This is a genomic window from Armatimonadota bacterium (assembly GCA_031459765.1).
Taxonomy (GTDB): Bacteria; Sysuimicrobiota; Sysuimicrobiia; order Sysuimicrobiales; family Kaftiobacteriaceae; genus Kaftiobacterium; species Kaftiobacterium secundum.
On record JAVKHY010000011.1, the window covers coordinates 39,764 to 56,971 of the forward strand.

General features: G+C 69.0%; 18 protein-coding genes. 16 read left to right on the forward strand and 2 right to left on the reverse strand.

Annotated features, from left to right (window positions below; all coding sequences use genetic code 11):
• Positions 1–423, reverse strand: coding sequence for a PIN domain-containing protein (locus QN141_11515; GenBank protein MDR7559102.1), 423 nt, complete (start codon positions 421–423; stop codon positions 1–3).
• Positions 420–707: a type II toxin-antitoxin system prevent-host-death family antitoxin gene (locus tag QN141_11520; GenBank protein ID MDR7559103.1), complete on the reverse strand. Its 288-nt coding sequence runs from the start codon at positions 705–707 to the stop codon at positions 420–422. Before QN141_11520 ends, QN141_11515 begins: the two co-directional genes overlap by 4 nt.
• Before the next feature lie 165 nt (positions 708–872).
• Here QN141_11520 and QN141_11525 point away from each other — a divergent pair, with 165 nt between their 5' ends.
• From QN141_11525 to rpsI, 16 genes are all read left to right on the forward strand, one after another.
• Complete coding sequence (locus QN141_11525; protein ID MDR7559104.1) at positions 873–2,432, forward strand: hypothetical protein; 1,560 nt, start codon at positions 873–875, stop codon at positions 2,430–2,432.
• Between the two features lie 55 nt (positions 2,433–2,487).
• Entirely contained in the window at positions 2,488–3,876 is a 1,389-nt protein-coding gene (locus QN141_11530; GenBank protein MDR7559105.1) for a phosphomannomutase/phosphoglucomutase, read from the forward strand.
• 49 nt (positions 3,877–3,925) lie between these two features.
• Complete coding sequence (locus QN141_11535; GenBank protein MDR7559106.1) at positions 3,926–5,467, forward strand: flippase; 1,542 nt, start codon at positions 3,926–3,928, stop codon at positions 5,465–5,467.
• Positions 5,464–6,402 (forward strand): glycosyltransferase family 2 protein, encoded by a 939-nt coding sequence (locus tag QN141_11540; GenBank protein ID MDR7559107.1) that lies wholly within the window; start codon positions 5,464–5,466, stop codon positions 6,400–6,402. Before QN141_11535 ends, QN141_11540 begins: the two co-directional genes overlap by 4 nt.
• Before the next feature lie 38 nt (positions 6,403–6,440).
• On the forward strand, positions 6,441–7,841 hold the full coding sequence (locus QN141_11545) for a hypothetical protein (protein MDR7559108.1): 1,401 nt from the start codon (positions 6,441–6,443) through the stop codon (positions 7,839–7,841).
• 69 nt (positions 7,842–7,910) lie between these two features.
• Positions 7,911–9,038, forward strand: coding sequence for a glycosyltransferase family 1 protein (locus QN141_11550; GenBank protein ID MDR7559109.1), 1,128 nt, complete (start codon positions 7,911–7,913; stop codon positions 9,036–9,038).
• A gap of 17 nt (positions 9,039–9,055) precedes the next feature.
• Positions 9,056–9,496, forward strand: coding sequence for a dTDP-4-dehydrorhamnose 3,5-epimerase family protein (locus tag QN141_11555; GenBank protein MDR7559110.1), 441 nt, complete (start codon positions 9,056–9,058; stop codon positions 9,494–9,496).
• A 1-nt stretch (position 9,497) separates the two neighbouring features.
• Positions 9,498–10,448, forward strand: coding sequence for a sugar nucleotide-binding protein (locus tag QN141_11560; protein ID MDR7559111.1), 951 nt, complete (start codon positions 9,498–9,500; stop codon positions 10,446–10,448).
• 2 nt (positions 10,449–10,450) lie between these two features.
• The gene (locus QN141_11565; protein ID MDR7559112.1) at positions 10,451–11,629 is read left to right on the forward strand and encodes a UDP-N-acetylglucosamine 2-epimerase; all 1,179 of its coding nucleotides are present in this window, start codon (positions 10,451–10,453) and stop codon (positions 11,627–11,629) included.
• Entirely contained in the window at positions 11,630–12,874 is a 1,245-nt protein-coding gene (locus QN141_11570; GenBank protein ID MDR7559113.1) for a glycosyltransferase family 4 protein, read from the forward strand.
• A gap of 2 nt (positions 12,875–12,876) precedes the next feature.
• Positions 12,877–14,379, forward strand: coding sequence for an NAD-dependent epimerase/dehydratase family protein (locus QN141_11575; GenBank protein MDR7559114.1), 1,503 nt, complete (start codon positions 12,877–12,879; stop codon positions 14,377–14,379).
• Complete coding sequence (locus QN141_11580; GenBank protein ID MDR7559115.1) at positions 14,376–15,362, forward strand: sugar phosphate nucleotidyltransferase; 987 nt, start codon at positions 14,376–14,378, stop codon at positions 15,360–15,362. The genes QN141_11575 and QN141_11580 overlap by 4 nt, the downstream gene beginning before the upstream one ends.
• 87 nt (positions 15,363–15,449) lie before the next feature.
• Positions 15,450–15,896, forward strand: coding sequence for a nucleotidyltransferase domain-containing protein (locus QN141_11585; protein MDR7559116.1), 447 nt, complete (start codon positions 15,450–15,452; stop codon positions 15,894–15,896).
• A complete protein-coding gene (locus QN141_11590) occupies positions 15,886–16,317 on the forward strand; it encodes a DUF86 domain-containing protein (GenBank protein MDR7559117.1) in 432 nt (143 codons plus the stop codon). The genes QN141_11585 and QN141_11590 overlap by 11 nt, the downstream gene beginning before the upstream one ends.
• Positions 16,318–16,354: 37 nt before the next feature.
• The gene (gene rplM / locus QN141_11595) at positions 16,355–16,789 is read left to right on the forward strand and encodes a 50S ribosomal protein L13 (protein MDR7559118.1); all 435 of its coding nucleotides are present in this window, start codon (positions 16,355–16,357) and stop codon (positions 16,787–16,789) included.
• A 6-nt stretch (positions 16,790–16,795) separates the two neighbouring features.
• Positions 16,796–17,191 carry a 30S ribosomal protein S9 gene (gene rpsI / locus QN141_11600; protein ID MDR7559119.1) on the forward strand — a complete coding sequence of 132 codons (396 nt, stop codon included), beginning with the start codon at positions 16,796–16,798 and terminating at the stop codon, positions 17,189–17,191.
• The last annotated feature ends 17 nt before the right edge of the window (positions 17,192–17,208 follow it).

The following is a 17,208-nucleotide window of genomic DNA, read 5'->3' on the forward strand; positions in this document are numbered from 1 at the left end:
TCAGGCCAGGCCCTCCGCGCGGGCCGCCTCGGCCAGTCGGGCGTCAAAGGTCAGCACCCGCAGCGCCGGCAGCTCGCGCTGCAGGGTCTTCGCCGCGCCCAGGTGCCAGAGGTCGGCTCCCCGCAGCGGCCACCTGGAAGCCAGAGCGCCGACCTGCCGCCAGTCGGGAGCAACCGTCACCCGCCGCCACGGGCCGTGCTCCAGCGTTTCACGCGCCGCCTCCACGAGGACCCCGGCGAGGACCTGTTCGCGCGCGATCCGCGCGATGACGGCGTGGACTTCCGCCCACGCCAGCGACGAGAGGAGGTGGAGACCGGCGGTGCGGGCCGCCGCGGCGGCCCGTGCGCTGTGGCGGTCCTTGAACAGCGCGGACAGGATCGCCGAACTGTCCCAGTACACGACGGCCTGAGCCGGCGAGGTCACGCCTCGCGGTCCTCCCGCAGCCACCGCTGCGCCAGTCCGTCGGGGAGCGGCAGAGGCGGCGGAAGAGGGCGGGAGGATCCCGGCGGCGCCGGCTCCAGGACGCCGGCTTCTTCCAGCCTTCGGATACGTTCCTCCAGCGGCAGGTCCGCGGCGCGCACGGGGATCAGTCTGGCCACCGGCCTGCCGCGCTCCGTGATCACCCACTCCCTGCCGCGCCGCACCTCCCGGATCAACCGGCTGAGATGGGCCTTGGCCTCCCTGATTCCCGCGCTGCCCGCCTGCATCGCCCGACCCCCGCAAGGACGTCGTCAGGGATATTGTGACTACAATTCGATGTGGTTTCAAGGCCTACAACGCCGGGCACCCCCGGACAGGGTCCGCACCCGCGCCGTCTCCTCCCCCGGAGACCAGGAAGCCGGGCGGGCGATGGGAAAGAGGCACATGGCCTCATGATCTGGACACTCCGCCCGTGGATTCCTCCGATCCTGGCCTGTCTCTTCGTCGCCGCGCTGGCCACAGCGGCGGCGGCGCAGGCCGAGGCTCTGGTCGTCGAGGCCGACGAGGTCGTCTACGACGAGCAGAGCCGGCAGGTGCAGGCGACCGGGAACGTCCGGTTGCGCTACCGGGGGATCCGCCTGACCGCGGACCAGGCGCAGTTCGACCTGGCCCGGGAGGTGGTGACCGCCCGCGGGCATGTCGTGCTCACCGACGCCTCCGGGCGCGAGCTGCGGGGGGAGGCCCTCACCTACGACGTCCGCCTGGAGCTGGTCGAGGTGCAACGGGGGGAAGGGGTCGTGGACGGGTTCTTCGTGCGCAGCGAGCGCCTGCGGGCGCAGCCGCGGCGCATCGTAGCCGAGGAGGCGATGCTCACCCCCTGCGACCCGGCCCGTCCGGCGATGCGGATCACGGCCCGGCGCGTCGAGCTCGTCCCCGGCGAAGATCTGGTGGCCAGCCAGGCCAGCCTGTGGCTGGGCAACCGCCGCCTCCTCACCCTGCCGGTCTACCGGTCGTCGCTGCGCGGCGGAGAAGAGACCGCCCGCAGTTTCCCCAGCGCCGGCTACCAGACCCGCGACGGGTTCTGGGTGCAGTACCCCTTCGGCTACCGGGCGGGGAAGCTGTCCGGGGAGTTGACCCTGAAGTACGGCACGCTGGCCGGCGTCATCGCCCGCAACCGCCTGACCTACCGCCGGCCGACCTTCGCTCTGGAGCTCACCGCCGGACGCAACCAGGACATCGAGCGGCGCATCTACGACCAGGCCGAGCTCGCGCTGCATCTGGCCGAAAGACGACTGGGTCCGCTCCCGCTCTTCGCCTCCGCCGCCGTCCAGGGCGGGTGGTTCGAGGAGCAGGCCACCGGGGTGCGGACCTCCCGTACCAGGTACACTGTGGCCGCGCGCCTGCCGACTCTGGCCCTCGGCCCGCGGACGTCGCTCGCCGCTTCCGCGTCGTGGACGGACGGGTTCTACGGAACGGGAGACCGCTACGGCGTCCTCCGCGGAGGGCTTGGCCTCAGCCATGAGCTCAGCGGAGCAGAAGTCCTCTCCTTCACCTACAGCCTGGTCAGCCCGAGCGGGGTCACACCCTTCCTCTTCGACGCCGTCCCCGCCGACGAGCTCGTGCACCGCGGCACGGTGCTCTACACGCGGACCGGGCAGCGGGGGCCGGAGACGACCACCTTCCAGGCCGGCGCCGGATACGACTTCCTCGTCTCGTCGCCCTTCGTGCTCCTGGGCTACGGGCGGCGCCTGCCGGAACGCTCGCACTGGATGCTCACCGGCGAGTACAATCTGAGTACGACCGACGTCAAGCTCACCGCCGACGCCGGGATGGCGGTGGGCACCGGGACCTACGCCACGGTGCAGGTCGTCTACCACACGCTGACCGGCGCCTACGAGGACGTGGACTACCTCCTCAGCGCGCGCCTGTGCGACTGCTTCGAGGTGCGGGTGAAGTACCGCCAGGTCCGCCGGGAGCTGTGGCTGGAGATCGGGCTCGCCCCGCGCCCCTGACGAGACGACCCCCCTGTAGGCCGGCGGCGCGGGGGAGAAACGTTGTGGGCGGACGATGATCGAACCGACGATGTTCCGCGAGTACGACATCCGCGGGGTGGTGGGGAAGGACCTCACCCCGGGCGTGGCCGAGGCCGTCGCCCGCGGCTACGCCGCCTACCTCCGCCGACAGGGAGCCGCGGAGGAACCGATCCCGGTCGTGGTGGGCCGGGACAACCGGGAGAGCTCTCCGGCGTTGCGCGACGCGGTCGTGCGCGGGCTGCTGGCCTCGGGCTGCCGGGTCGTGGATGTGGGCACGGTGATCACCCCGGTCTTCTACTTCGCCCGCGTCCACCTGGGGATCGACGGCGGCATCATGATCACGGCCAGCCACAACCCGCCGGAGTTCAACGGCTTCAAGCTGGCCCACGGCTTCGGCACCCTCTACGGCGAGGAGATCCAGCAGATCCGCCTGCTCGCCGAACAGGAGCGCGGCCGTCCTCCGCGGGGCGGCGGGAGCGCCGAGACCGCCGATGTCGTGCCCGCCTACCGAGCGATGATGCGGGAGAAGATCCGGCTGGGGCCCCGGCGCCTGCGCGTGGCCCTGGACTGCGGCAACGGCACGGCCAGCCTGATCGCCCCCGACGTCCTGCGGGAATTGGGCTGCGAAGTGCTGCCCCTGTACTGCGACTCCGACCCCCGCTTCCCCCACCACCACCCCGACCCGGTGCAGGCCGAGAATTTGCAGGACCTGATCGCCCTGGTCCGCAGCCGGCGGGCCGATGTCGGGATCGGGCTGGACGGCGACGGCGATCGGATCGGCGTGGTGGACGACCAGGGCGGGATCATCTGGGGCGACCTGCTGATGATCCTGTTCTGGCGGGAGATCCTGCCGAAGCACCCCGGCACGGTGGGGATCGTGGAGGTGAAGTGTTCCCAGGCGCTGTACGAGGAGATCGAACGCCTGGGCGGCCGGCCGATCTTCTATCGCACCGGGCATTCCCTGATCAAGGCCAAGATGCGCGAGGTCGGCGCCGTCTTCACCGGGGAGATGTCGGGGCACATGTTCTTCGCCGACGAGTACTTCGGCTACGACGACGCCGTCTACGCCGCCGGCCGGCTGCTGCGCATCCTGTCGCACGCCGACCGCCCGCTGTCGCGCCTGATGGCCGACGTCCCGCGCTACAACAGCACGCCGGAGGTGCGGGTGGACTGTCCGGACGAGGCGAAGTTCGGCGTGGTGGAGACCCTGGTCCAGCGCTTCCGGCGGCACCACCAGGTCATCGACATCGACGGCGTGCGCGTGCTCTTCGGCCACGGCTGGGGGCTGGTGCGGGCCAGCAACACGCAGCCGGCGCTCGTCGTGCGCGCCGAGTCCCGCACCCCCGCCGGGCTGCGGGAGATCAAGCGCTCCATCGAGACCGAGCTGAGCACCTTCCCCCAGGTGGGGCCGATCCGGTGGTGACCGCACACCCCTCCGGTCATCATCGGCTCCTGGCCCTGGGGGAGAGGGAGTGAGCACACACCAGAACGTGCAGATCCACGGCCGCCTGATTGCGCGGAATGCACTGCTCAACGCGCTGGTCCAGGTCGCGACGATGCTCGCGGCGCTGGTATTCCTCCCGACAATCGTCCGGGGGCTCGGCCCGGACAGGTTCGGGCTGATCACCATTGTCTGGGTCCTGGTCAGCTATGCCAGCGTGCTGGACCTCGGGCTGACGCGGGCCCTGACGAAGTTTGCCGCCGACGCGCTGGGAACAGGGGAGACGAGGAGCGTCCGGGGACTGATCCGGACCGCCGTCGCCGGGCAGGTCGTCCTCGGTCTGATCGGTGCCGCGGCTCTGCTGGCGCTGACTCCGATCCTCGTCCGGGACATCCTGCGCGTTCCCGCACCGCTGGCCGGAGAGGCGGGGGCGACACTCCGAGTACTGGCGCTCGGAATTCCCGTGATCCTCGTCTCGGGATCCCTCAGGGGAGCCCTGGAAGCCACCCAGCGCTTTGATCTCGTCAATGCCGTCCGCTTCCCGGGGGGGCTCTCCCTGATCCTGATCCCCGCGGCGGGTGTGGCGCTGGGGCTCAATCTCCCGGCGATGGTCGCAGGGCTGCTGGCGGTCCGCCTGATCCTCATGCTGGTTATGGCCGTGATGCTGGCAGGACTCATCCCCGCCGTCCCGAGTCTGTCCGGCGGGCGCCGGGGGCTCAAGGATCTGCTGGCCTACGGCGGATGGGTGACGGTCTCAAGCGTTATCGACCCCATCTTGGGGTACCTTGACCGGTTCATCATCGCCCGGCTGCTCACGGTCGCCGCCGTCGGCTACTACGCCGCGCCCTTCGAGATCGTGGCACGCCTCTTGATCATTCCCGCCAGCCTCACCTCGACCTTGTTCCCCGCGTTCAGCACGATGATCCGGCGCGGCGAGGGCGATCGATTCCGGTCTGCGTTCACGGCGGCCGTCAGGTACCTCATGCTGGCCGTCGGCGTGGCGGCCGCCGTGCTCATCGCCTACGGCCGCGCGTTCCTCCACCTCTGGCTGGGTCCGGATTTCGCCCGGCAAAGCGGATGGGTCATCCAGATCCTTGCCCTGGGCACCTTCGTCAACTCCCTGGCCTACATCCCCTATGCCCTGATGCATGCCCTGGGGCGTCCGGACCTCACCGCGAAGTTCCACATGATCGAACTGCCGATCCACCTTCTCTTCCTGTGGACGCTGGTCGGGGCCTGGGGCATCACGGGCGCGGCGGTCGCCTGGGCGACACGGGTCGCGATCGACGCGCTGCTGTTGTTCATCGCCGCGTCCCGCCACGGCGCCATCTCTCCGCGCTGGGTGCTGGCGGGGGAGGCGTCGCGCGCCTGGCGTTTTCTCATGGTGCTGGCCGGTCTGCTCCTCGCGTCCAGCGCGCTGACGGCTCCGCTCTGGCTGCACGGGTTCATGGTCGCAGGCCTCCTGGCGCTGGCTGCGGTGTATGTCTGGCGCGTCCTCTTCGAGGATGCCGACCGTGCCCGGATCGTTGAGCTGATGCGCTCGGTGCGTGTACCCGCGGGGGCTGCCGGATGACGATCCCGATCGGTGCTGCGGGGAACGGGGGATCCAATCCGCTGGTGTCCCTCGTCACGCCGGCCTACAACCAGGGGCCGTTCCTGCGCGAAGCCGTCGAGAGCGTCCTGGCCCAGACCTACCCGGCCGTGGAGTACATCGTGATCGACGACGGGTCAACCGACAATACGCGCGAGATCCTGAGCGCATACGGTGGTCGGGTCCGCTGGGAGAGTCAGCCCAACCGAGGCCAGGCCGCGACGCTCAATCGGGGATGGTCGATGGCGCGGGGCGATCTCCTGGGCTACCTCAGCGCCGACGATGTCCTGCTTCCGGATGCGGTTGAGGCGGGCGTGCGGATGCTGATGGGAGACCCCCGTCTGGTGGCCGTCTATCCCGACTTCTACCTGATCGATCGGCGTTCACGCCTCATCAAGGAGGTCCGCAGGCCCGACTTTGACTATCGTGACCTCGTTCTTCGGGGCGTCTGCCACCCCGGCCCGGGTGCGCTCTTTCGGCGTACCGCCTACCTCCGGGCCGGTCCGTGGGACGAAACCCTGCGTCAGGCGCCGGATTACGAGTTCTGGCTGCGGCTGGGGCTGCTGGGCGGCTTCGGCCACATCCCGCGCCCTTTGGCCAAGTTTCGCATCCATGGAGGATCCCAGTCCCGCGGGCCGGCCCCGCCGGCCCGATCGGATGAGATTATCCGGATTATCGCCGAGTTCTATGCGCAGCGGAGCGATCTCCCGGCGGAGATCCTCCGCGGCAAACGCCAGGCCCTGAGCACAGCGTATCTGCTTGCGGCGAGGTCGCACTTCGGCGCCCGCCGGTACACGACGGCCATGCAGCGGGTGTGGCGGGCCGCCGCGCTCTACCCGCGGCACCTCCTGTCCCCCGGCACGTACCGCCTCTTGCTCGGCGGACTGACGGAACGCTGGCGCTACCAACTCCCATGAGCGTCCGGGCCGCAGGTGACCGGCGAACGGTCCCGCGGGTGCTCGTGCTCGCCGCCGTCGTGCTCCTGGTTGCGGGATCGCTGCCACGCTACCCGGGGAGTTTATGGGTGCTCGTCGCCTTCCATCTGGCATTTTTCGTCCTGGCGATACTGGCCGTTCTGCCTCCCTACGTGGACGCCTACGTGTTTCTGACCGGGTTCATGGTACTGGGTTTCTGGGTGAAGCTCATGGCCCATCTGCTCCTCGGATTTCGCTTTGCGGAGCCGGTGGGGGCCTTCGACTACTCGCCCGCGCAGTGGGACAGGGCGCTCACCGCCGCCGCCGCCGCAGCCGCCGGGGCGGCTTTGTTCAGGCTCGGGTACCTCCTGGCCGTCCGCCGCAAAGTGGTGGGCGACGCGCCGCCGTCCGCCGGACCCGGCTGGTATCACGGGCGTCCCGTCGAGATCTGGGCCCTTGCCGCTTTTCTGACCCTGATCCTCTATCTGGTGAACTTCCGGTTCGCCTTCTTCCAGATTGGTGTGGTCCCCAAACTCACCTTGCCGCCCGGCCTGAACGCCGTCGTGGCCTGGATGGTCTTCGCCGGCGGGCCGCTGGCCTGGACGTTGCTGGCGGAGTGGGAGCTGGCCCGCCGCCCGGAACGATTTGCACCACTCGTCTGGAGCGTCTGCCTCCTGGCCCTTGTCGCCTCCGTCTCCACGGCGAGCCGGGGAACCACCATATTCTTGTTCGCGGCCTACGGGTGCGCGCTTGCCCTGCACCGCCCGGGCCAGCTGAGGAAGCTGGTGCAGACGTGGCGCTGGCGGCTCCCGGTTGTGCTTACGGCCACCCTGGCGCTGAGCCTGACGCTGGTCTCGGTCTTCAGAATGACCACGTACGTGCTCCCTCGGGGAACCCTCGACGGCAATGAGATGGCCCGGCAGGTGCTGACACTGCCTGTCGCCCGATGGGTGGGCCTGGAGGGCCTGCTCTCGGTGTCCGCGAGCACCCAACGCAGTCTCGCCCTGTTGGTCGAGGGCATACGGGAAGACCCCAAACGAGGCGTGCACTCCATCTACCAGAAACTGGCGGGTTCACCGTACGAAGCTCGGGACGGTTTCATCTACCTGACCCTGCCGGGAGCCCCGGCGATTCTCTATTACAGCGGGTCGGTCGCGATCGTTCTGGCGGGCATGTGCTTCTTCACGGCGGCGTTGACCGCCGTCGAGGCTCTCGCGGCGAGGGTGACGAGCAGCCGGTTCCTCGTCGCTCTGCTCGGGGTGCTGACGGCAAACGCCGTCAGCCAGATGAGTTTCCCCTACCTCTGGATGGTGTTCATGGCGGAGACCCTCGTGGCTCTCGGCGCCTTCGCGCTCGTGCAGTCTGCGCTCCGCCTGGCTTGGCGGCAGGGCGGAGTCCGGCACAAGGGCAACCCCCTCAAGCCGTTCACGGGGCGGGAATAGCGCCGCGGCAGGACGGTGGATCCTTTGCAGTCCCGAGGAGTTGATCGCTCAGGCTTCCGTCCCCTGCGGGTGGGGATCAGCGCGCTTGCCACGAAGGGCGGCGGGGGATTCACTTACCTGGCCAACCTCCTGACGCACTTTTCCCGCCTCCCCGCGCCGCCGGAGTGCGTCGTCGCCGCTCATTCGCAGGTCCTCGCCCGTCTGCGGGGAAAGGATCGATCCTTTGAGGCGGTTCCGCTGGATCCGCGCGGTCTGGCCCACCGGATCTGGCTCGAACAGCGCACCCTCCCCGCGCTGTTTGCCCGCCGCCGCGTGGACGTCATCCTCGCCCCCAACAACGTCGGCCCGCTGTGGACGGAAATCCCGACCGTTGTTACGATTCAAAACGTTGAACCGCTGGTCGGCCTGGAAGGCGAGATGCCGTGGTCGTATCGGTTGCGGCTGCGCGGCCTCGGCGCGCTGACCGCCATGTCCTTGCGCCGCGCCAGCGCTGTTATTGCGGTCTCGGGATTCGCCAGGGACCTCATCCGGAGGCGGGTCAGGTCAGACGACCGGCCCGTGGACGTCATCCCGCTCGGCGCGCCGGATGATCGAGAGACCTCCCCGCCAGCTGAGGGGGAGCAGTGCCGTCGGGCGCTCGGGGTCCGAAGCCCGTACCTGTTGGCGGTCTCCGCGGTGAAGAGCACGAAGAACTATCCGCGGTTGATCGAAGCCTTTGCCCGCGCCGAGCTCCCGGACGTGATCCTGGTGGTCGCCGGCGGGATCGAACAATCCTGGGCGGGGCGGGCTGTCGGCGAGGCCATCGCCCGTCATGGGGTCGCGGACCGTGTCCGTCAGGTCGGCTACGTCGAAGGCCCGACGCTGCGCGCGCTGTACGACGGCGCCCTGGCCGTCGTCATGCCGTCACTGCTGGAGTCCTTCGGGCTTCCGGCCCTCGAGGCGATGGCCTACGGGCGGCCGGTGGCGGTTGCGCGGATCCCGGCGCTGCTCGAGGTCTGCGGGGACGGGGCCGCATATTTCGACCCTTATGACGTCACCGCCATCTCCGGGGTCCTCCGGACGGTGGCCACCGATGAAGGTGTGCGACGACATCTGGCCGAAGCGGGTCGGCGTCGGGCCGAGGCGTTCCGATGGTCGGAGGTGGCACGGCGGACGCGTGAGGCCCTGGCCACAGCGGCAGAGCGTACGACGAATTGAGGAGAGCGGTTGACCGAATGGACACTCCACGACTGCTCCAGGGAGATGTGGCCGTCGATGACCGGGGAAAGGTCGGATTCGTAAACGACTTTTCCTTCGACGGCGTGAAGCGCTTTTACATGGTGAGCAACCACGCGGCCCGGTTCGTCCGCGCCTGGCACGGCCACCGGCGGGAGGCGAAGTACGTCCTGGCGGTGCAGGGTGCGGCGGTCGTCGGCGCGGTGGCGATCGACAACTGGGAAAAGCCCTCGCCCGAAGCGAAGGTCTGGCGCTACGTGCTCTCGGCGCAGAAGCCGGCCGTGCTCTACATCCCGCCGGGATATGCCAACGGCTTTATGTCGTTGACCGACGATACCACGCTGCTGTTCTTTTCCACGGCGACGCTGGAGGAGAGCCGTCACGACGACATCCGATTCCCGGCGCGGTACTGGGATATCTGGACGGTGGAGGAGCGGTAAGATGACCCATGTGCTGGTTCTGGGGGCTTCGGGCATGCTGGGGTCGATGGTCACCGATGTGCTGGCGCGTGCGCCGGATCTGGCCGTGACCGCCACGGTGCGCGACGAGGGGCTGAGGGCGGCGGCGCAGGAGCGCCTGCCTTCGGTGGAATGGCTCCGGTTCGATGCGGCGACGTGGGATCCGCGCCGCGCGCCGCTGCCCGGGCAGCGGCCGGGAAGCTGGGTCATCAACTGTATCGGGATCACCAAGCCCCTGATCCGCGACGACCATCCGGCGGAGGTGCTGCGGGCCCTGCAGATCAACAGCCTCCTCCCGTATGCCCTTGCCGAAGCGGTGGCCTCGGCGGGAGGACGCATGATTCAGATCGCCACGGACTGCGTCTTCTCCGGCAGGCGCGGCGCCTACACCGAGGCGGACCCCCACGATCCGCTGGACGTCTACGGCAAGAGCAAGAGCCTGGGCGAGCCCCACCTGCCGGGTGTGCACCACCTGCGGTGCTCGATCATCGGGCCGGAACCGAAGGACTACAAGTTCCTGCTGGAGTGGTTCGTGCGCCAGCCGAGGGGCGCGAGCGTGCAGGGGTACCGGAACCACCGCTGGAACGGGGTGACGACCCTGCACTTCGCGCGGGTGTGCCTGGGAGTGATCACTTCAGGTCTTCCCCTCCCCCCGCTGCACCATCTCGTCCCCGGCGGCGCGCTGACCAAGGCCGAAATGCTGCACGTCTTTTCCGAAGTGTACGGCCGACAGGATATTGCCATCCGTGAAGTCGATGCGAAGGACGTGATCGACCGGACGCTGGCCACGACCGACCCCGCGACGAACGCAGCGCTGTGGGCGCAGGCGGGATATGTCACCCCTCCGACGGTGCCGGAGATGATCCGGGAACTGGGGCGTTTCGACTACCGGCTGGCCGGCATGGTGGCCGTCCCCCAGCCGACGCCGTCGTAGCGGTGTCCGGCGGACTGGCCGTCGTCCTGGGGATTCGGCCTGATGTCATCCGGGCCAGCCTCATCCTGGAGTTCCTGCGCGAGCGCGGCGTCCCGTACACCTTCATCTGGTCGGGACAGCACTACTCGGACAACCTGAAGGATGTCTTCTTCCGGCAGCTCCGTGTCCCCGCGCCCGATATCGAGCTCGGCATCTCCGCCGAGCACGACGCCGAGCTGGTGGGCCGTCTGGTGATCGCCCTTGCGCCGGTCCTTGAGTGGCTGCGCCCGGAGGCCGCGGTCTTCCTGGGCGACACCAACACCGTGATGGGGTGCCTGGCCGCGGCCCAGCTCAACATCCCGGTGGTGCACATCGAGGGGTGTATGCGTTCCTACGACTGGCGGATGCCGGAGGAGAAGTACCGGACCATCGTGGACCATCTGGCCGACGTGATCTACGCCTACCTGGAAGAATACAAGCGGCAGGGCGAGCGCGAGGGGTTGAGCCCCGAACGGATCGTCGTGACGGGCAACCCCATCGTGGACGTGCTCTCCCGCTACTACTTCGGTCGGCGGGAACATTTCGAGGCGGTGGCCTCCCCGGGATTCTTCCAGGCGCGCGGTCTCCGGCGCCATCACTACTATCTGATGACCTGCCACCGGCGGGAGAACGTCCAGGACAGGGCGGCGTTAGCGCGGGTCCTGGCCCTGGCCGGCGCGGCCGACGCGCCTGTCTACTTCGCCGCCAGCTATCGGACACAGCGCATGATCAAGACCTTCGGGCTGACGCTGCCGGAGACCGTCATCCTGGCCGATCCGATCGGCTACGAAGAGTTCCTCACCCTGATGACGAACTCGCGCGGTGTCTTCACCGATTCGGGCACCGTGGTCGAGGAGGCCTGCATCCTCCAGGTCCCGTCGGTGCAGATGCGTCGATCCACGGAGCGGCCCCAGGTCTATGACGTCGGGGCGTGCGTGAAGTTCGATCCGGGCGATGCCGCCGGGTTTTCGGTGGAGGCGGTCCTCGACCGGCTGACGCGCCTCCGGGGGAAGACCTGGCCCAACCCCTTCGGCGACGGTCGGGCCTCCGAGCGGATTGTCGACGATCTGGCGGCCAGGCTCTCCTCCGGGAGGTTCGCCGGCCATCGCCCGCAGGATTACCCGATGGATGTGAGCCGGGCCTACCGTGGGGATGGGCTGTAGATGCGGGTCATCATCCTCACCCAGCACTACAAGCCGGAGCCGCTGCCCAAAGCCCACGAGCTCGCCGAGGGACTTGCCGTCCGCGGTCACCAGGTGACGGTCATCACCGGCTTCCCCAACTATCCTACAGGCCGGCTGTACGACGGGTATCGGATCCGTCCCTGGACGGTTCAGACGATCGACGGCGTGCGCGTCGTCCGGCTCGCCCTCTATCCAGATCACAGCGCCTCGGCCCTGCGCCGTCTGGCCAACTACGGATCGTTCATGGCCATGGCCGCCGTACTCGGTCCAATTTTCGCCGGGCCGGCAGACGCGATGTTCGTCATTCATCCGCCGCTGACCATCGCCATCCCGGCGTATGTCATCGGACGGCTGCGCCATGTGCCCTACGTCTTCGCCGTGGGCGATCTCTGGCCCGAGGCAATCGTCGCCGCGGGTATGCTGCGCGAGGGCCTCCCCGTGCGGATGCTCCGGCGTCTGGCGCGGTTCGCCTACCGGCACGCCGCGGTGGTGGCGCCGGTGACTTCCGCGATCGGAGAGCACCTGGCCGCAGCGGGCGTCCCCCGCGCCAGACTCCGGGTCATCCCGGACTGGGTAGACGAGGTGCTCTACCGGCCCCTCCCGCCGGACCCGGCCCTGGCGGCGCAGCTGGGCGTGGCCGGCCGATTCACCGTGATGTTCGCCGGACAGATCGGGATTGTGCAGCACCTGTCCACGGTGGTCGAGGCCGCCGCGCTCCTGGGCGATCATCCGGACGTGCGGTTCGTGATCGTCGGGGACGGCGTGGACCGGGCCCGCCTGATCCGAGACGTGGAAGCCAGGAGACTGACGAACATCACCTTTCCCGGACAGCGGCCGCCGGAGGAGATGCCGCGCCTGCTGGCGCTGGCCGACGTGCTGCTGGTGCATCTCAGCGGAGATCCGATCTTTCGCCTGAGCGTGCCGGCGAAGGTCTACGCCTACATGGCCTGCGGCAAGCCGATCCTGGCTGCCCTCGACGGCGCGGGCGCCGAGGTCGTGCGCGCCGCCGGAGCCGGACTGGTCTGCCCGCCGGCGCAGCCGCGCGCCCTGGCTGATGCGGTGCTGGAATTCCGCCGCCTGTCTGTGGCGACGAGACAGGAGATGGGACGGCGCGCCAGGGAAGTGTTCCTGGGCCGGTATGCCCGGCGCGTCGTCCTGGATCAGTGCGAGGCGCTGCTGGCGCGCGTGGCGCGGGACCGACGACAGGCGGTGACGGAAAGTTGACGATGCGCAGACTCAACCGGGGGACCGTGCTGCGGCTGCTGGCGGACACGCTGCTGGTGAACACCGCGCTGGTGCTGGCTTACACGTTACGCCTTGTCATTTACGTGCTGGCCGTGAATCCGCCCGGGGTGCGGTGGCTGATCACCGAGGAGGCACGGCACCTCGCTTTCCTGAGCCCGGTCCTCACCCTTTTGGCCCTGGCCATTTTCGCCCTCAGCGGTTTCTACACGTACGGCCGCGTCTACCGGGGCCGGTACAAGGCCGTCGTCGTCGCTCAGGCGGTTACCCTGATTTACATACTGCTGGCCTTGTTGTCGTACTTGCGGGTGGTCCCGGCCGTTCCGCGCGGAATCTGGATCGGCGGGTGGCTGCTGACCCTGCTGTTCGTCGGCGGGGCACGGGTACTCGCGGTCGCCTGGGCTGAGGTGTCGCACCGCGAGGCACGGCTGCTCCGGCTGCGGGAGGATGCGTCCGTCCGGCGGGTGCTGGTTATCGGCGGAGCCGGGTACGTCGGCTCGGCGCTGGTGCGCCAGTTGCTGGACCGTGGGTATGGCGTTCGTGTCCTGGACATGTTGCTGTACGGCGATCAGGCGATGCGCGAGTTGCGGGCGCACCCCAATTTTGAGTTCCTCCAGGGTGACTTCCGCAATGTGGAGGCGGTCGTTCGGGCCATGCAGGATGTGGACGCCGTGGCCCACCTCGGAGCGATCGTCGGGGATCCGGCCGGAGACCTGGAACCCCAGGTCACCCTCGAGGTCAACGTCGCCGCGACGCGGCTGATCGCCGAGGTGGCCCGGGGCGTTGGCGTCCGGCGGTTCGTCTTCACCTCCACCTGCAGCGTGTACGGAGCGAGTGACGGCCTGCTGGATGAACGGTCTCCCGTTAACGCCATCTCCCTGTACGCCAAGTCGAAACTGGATTCCGAGGCCATCCTCCTGGGCATGACCGACGGACAGTTCTCACCGGTGATTCTGCGGCTGGGGACCCTCTACGGCCTCTCCTATCGCCCGCGCTTCGACCTGGTGGTCAACCTGCTGGCGGCCCAGGCCGTACTGGAGCACCGGATCACCATCGTGGACGGCGACCAGTGGCGTCCTTTCGTGCACGTCGAGGACGCGGCACGCGCCATCCTGCGCTGCCTGGAAGTGCCGGCCACGCTGATCGCAGGGCAGGTGTTCAACGTCGGGGCCACGGCGGAGAACTACCAGATCAAGGATCTCGGCGCCATGATCATGGCTCTGGTCCCGGGCACCGAAGTGCGCACGCGGGAAAGCGGGGGGGAACGGCGCAACTACCGGGTCTCCTGCGACAAGATTGCCCGGACCCTCGGTTACCGACCGCTGCGGACGGTACGCGACGGAATCGCGGAGATCAAGGGCGCGATCGAACGAGGCGAAATCCAGGATTACACGGCCAGCGAGTACAGCAACTACAAGTTCCTTTCCCAGGCCCGCGCCGCTTTGGTGCGCACCGAGGGGGCGCCCCCGGCGCAGGTCGGTCCGTGAAAGCGATCATCCCCGTGGCCGGGTACGGCACGCGGCTGCGGCCCCATACCCACACCCAGCCCAAGGCCCTGATGCACGTGGCCGGCAAGCCCATCCTGGCCCACATCATCGACGAGCTGGCCGCCGTGGGCGTGGACGAGATCGTCCTCGTCGTGGGCTACCTGGGGGAGAAGATCGAGGCCTTCGCCCGCCAGCGGTACGGCCACCTCCGCCTGCACTTCGTGGTGCAGGAGGAGCCGCTGGGCAACGGCCATGCCGTCTACGTGGCGCGGGCGCACCTGGACGGCTCGCCCGTGGTCCTGATCTTCGGCGACACGATCATCAAGGGCGACCTGGCCGGGCTCCTCGCCCGGCGGGAGTCGCTGGCCGGGGTAAAGCCGGTGGACGATCCCCGGCGTCTGGGCGTGGTGGAGGTGGACGCGCGGGGCCGGATCAGGCGGTTCATCGAGAAGCCCGAGCACCCCACCTCCAATCTGGCCCTGATCGGCGTCTACCACATCTGGAACTCCGCGGCGCTGGCCGCGGCGCTGGAGCGGCTGGTGCGCGAGGACCGGCGGGTCCGGGGGGAGTTCTGGCTGGCCGACGGATTGCAGCTGATGGTGGACGCCGGCGAGCCGATGGGGACCTTCCCCATCGACCACTGGTACGACTGCGGGACGGCGGAGTCGCTGCTGGCGGCCAACCACGAGCTGCTGGAGATGGTCCCCCCGCACCCCCCGCGGGCCGCCGACGCCACCGTGGTCATCCCCCCGTCCTATGTGAGCCCGGCGGCGGAGATCAGCGGGTCGGTCATCGGCCCCTACGTCTCCATCGCCGAAGGCGCCCGCGTCACTCACTCGGTGATCCGCGACTCCATCGTCAACGCCTACGCCGAGGTGGCGGACGCCCTGCTGGAACGCTCCATCGTCGGCGAACGGGCCGTGGTCAAGGGCCGGCCCGCCCGGGTCAACGTCGGCGACTCCTCGGCCATCGAGCTGACCTGAGCGCCCGCTGTCCGGGCGCGGCGCTCCCGGCGCCGTGGTAGACTGATGCCACGGTCGGGCGCGACGTGGCTCAAGGGAGGCGGTGTCATGATCTCCGAAGATCACTCTAATGCCCGGGCGCCGCTCCCAAGGGCGGCAGAGACGGACCGGGCGCTGGCCGAGGTGGCGCGGCGTCACGACGTCCGCCTCGTCATCGCCTTCGGCTCACGGGCGAAGGGGAAGGTCCATCCGGGTAGCGATCTTGATCTCGCCGTGCTGGTGGACAGACCTGCCGACCACAGGGAAGAGGATCTGGGCGCCGACCTGCAGGCGCTCTTTCCCGACCGGATCGTCGACGTGGTCTGGTTGCATCGCGCAGACCCCCTGCTGGCGTGGGAGATCACGCGGGCTGGCCGGCTGCTCTACGGAGAGCGGAGCGAGTGGACACGGTACGCTATCTACGCCTGGCGCCGATTCGTGGACTACATGCGGTTCTTTGACCTCGAGGCCGACGCCGTAGAGCGGGGCGTCGCCCGCCTGCGCCATGCCCGTTGACCGGATCCTGGTCACGCGGAAGATCGCCCTGATCCTTGAAGATCTGAAAGATCTGGAGCCTCTGCGCAGGCTGCCGGCAACGGAGTTCCTCGCCAGCAGGACGCATCGGCTGGTAGCCGAGCGACTGCTCGAGCGGATCATCGGCCGCATGATCGACATCAACTATCATCTGATCACCGAGGTGGCCGGGCTGCCGCCGAAGGATTTCTACGAGTCGTTCGTCAGGTTGGCCGCCCTCGGCGTCCTGTCACCGGACCTGGCCGCCGCCTTGGCCCCGGCGGCCGGTCTGAGGAATCGCCTGGCCCACGAGTACAACGAGATCGACTATCGGAAGATCCATGAGGCGATCGGCCGCATCCTGGAGCAGGTCGGGCCGTATCTGGAGGCGGTGCGGGGGTTCGTGGAGGGTTTGTCTGATTGACAGCGCCTTTCGCCCCACGGTAGAATGGGCCGTTGCCATGAAAACGATGTTGCCCCGGGAGTACCGCCGGACGCGGCGCTGGTACGTCGTGGACGCCGACGGGCAGGTCCTCGGCCGGCTGGCCACGCGGGTGGCCGCGTTGCTGCGCGGCAAGCACAAGGCGCTGTTCACGCCGCATCTGGACGCCGGCGACGGCGTGATCGTGGTAAACGCGGAGAAGGTCCGGGTGACCGGGCGCAAGGCCGAGCGCAAGATCGTCTACCGGCACAGCGGCTATCCGGGAGGGCTGAAGGCCCGGACGCTGGGCAGTCTGCTCAAGACCAGGCCGGAGCGGGTCATCACCGACGCGGTGCGGGGAATGCTGCCCCAGACGCCGCTGGGCGACCGGATGATCCGCCGGCTCAAGGTCTACCGGGGCGCCGAGCACCCGCACCGGGCGCAGCAGCCGGCGATGGTTTCGGAGACGAGGTGAACTGACGTGGCCGTGGAGACGGTGGCCAGCGGGACCGGACGCCGGAAGAATGCCGTGGCCCGGGTGCGCCTGCTCCCGGGCAGCGGCAAGATCATCGTCAACGGCAAGACGGCCCAGGAGTATTTTTCCCGTCCGGCGCTGCTGACCATGCTGGAACAGCCGCTGGTTGCCGCCGAGGCCCAGGGCCGGTTCGACGTTGTGGCCACGGTCGTCGGCGGCGGCATCTCCGGCCAGGCCGGCGCGCTGCGCCACGGGATCGCCCGGGCCCTGGCCGCCTCCGACGGCGCGCTGCGGTCGCCGCTGCACAAGGCCGGGCTGCTCACCCGGGATCCCCGGATGAAGGAGCGCAAGAAGTACGGGCGCAAGCGCGCGCGGAAGGGGTTCCAGTACTCGAAGCGGTAACTGTCGTCCTGCGGGAG

Bases quoted from the DNA above. Each gene is read 5' to 3' on its own strand.
- QN141_11520 (MDR7559103.1), bottom strand. From the start codon at position 707: ATGCAGGCGGGCAGCGCGGGAATCAGGGAGGCCAAGGCCCATCTCAGC.
- QN141_11525 (MDR7559104.1), top strand. From the start codon at position 873: ATGATCTGGACACTCCGCCCGTGGATTCCTCCGATCCTGGCCTGTCTC.
- QN141_11530 (MDR7559105.1), top strand. From the start codon at position 2,488: ATGATCGAACCGACGATGTTCCGCGAGTACGACATCCGCGGGGTGGTG.
- QN141_11540 (MDR7559107.1), top strand. From the start codon at position 5,464: ATGACGATCCCGATCGGTGCTGCGGGGAACGGGGGATCCAATCCGCTG.
- QN141_11555 (MDR7559110.1), top strand. From the start codon at position 9,056: ATGGACACTCCACGACTGCTCCAGGGAGATGTGGCCGTCGATGACCGG.
- QN141_11560 (MDR7559111.1), top strand. From the start codon at position 9,498: ATGACCCATGTGCTGGTTCTGGGGGCTTCGGGCATGCTGGGGTCGATG.
- QN141_11570 (MDR7559113.1), top strand. From the start codon at position 11,630: ATGCGGGTCATCATCCTCACCCAGCACTACAAGCCGGAGCCGCTGCCC.
- QN141_11575 (MDR7559114.1), top strand. From the start codon at position 12,877: ATGCGCAGACTCAACCGGGGGACCGTGCTGCGGCTGCTGGCGGACACG.
- QN141_11585 (MDR7559116.1), top strand. From the start codon at position 15,450: ATGATCTCCGAAGATCACTCTAATGCCCGGGCGCCGCTCCCAAGGGCG.
- QN141_11590 (MDR7559117.1), top strand. From the start codon at position 15,886: ATGCCCGTTGACCGGATCCTGGTCACGCGGAAGATCGCCCTGATCCTT.
- rplM (MDR7559118.1), top strand. From the start codon at position 16,355: ATGAAAACGATGTTGCCCCGGGAGTACCGCCGGACGCGGCGCTGGTAC.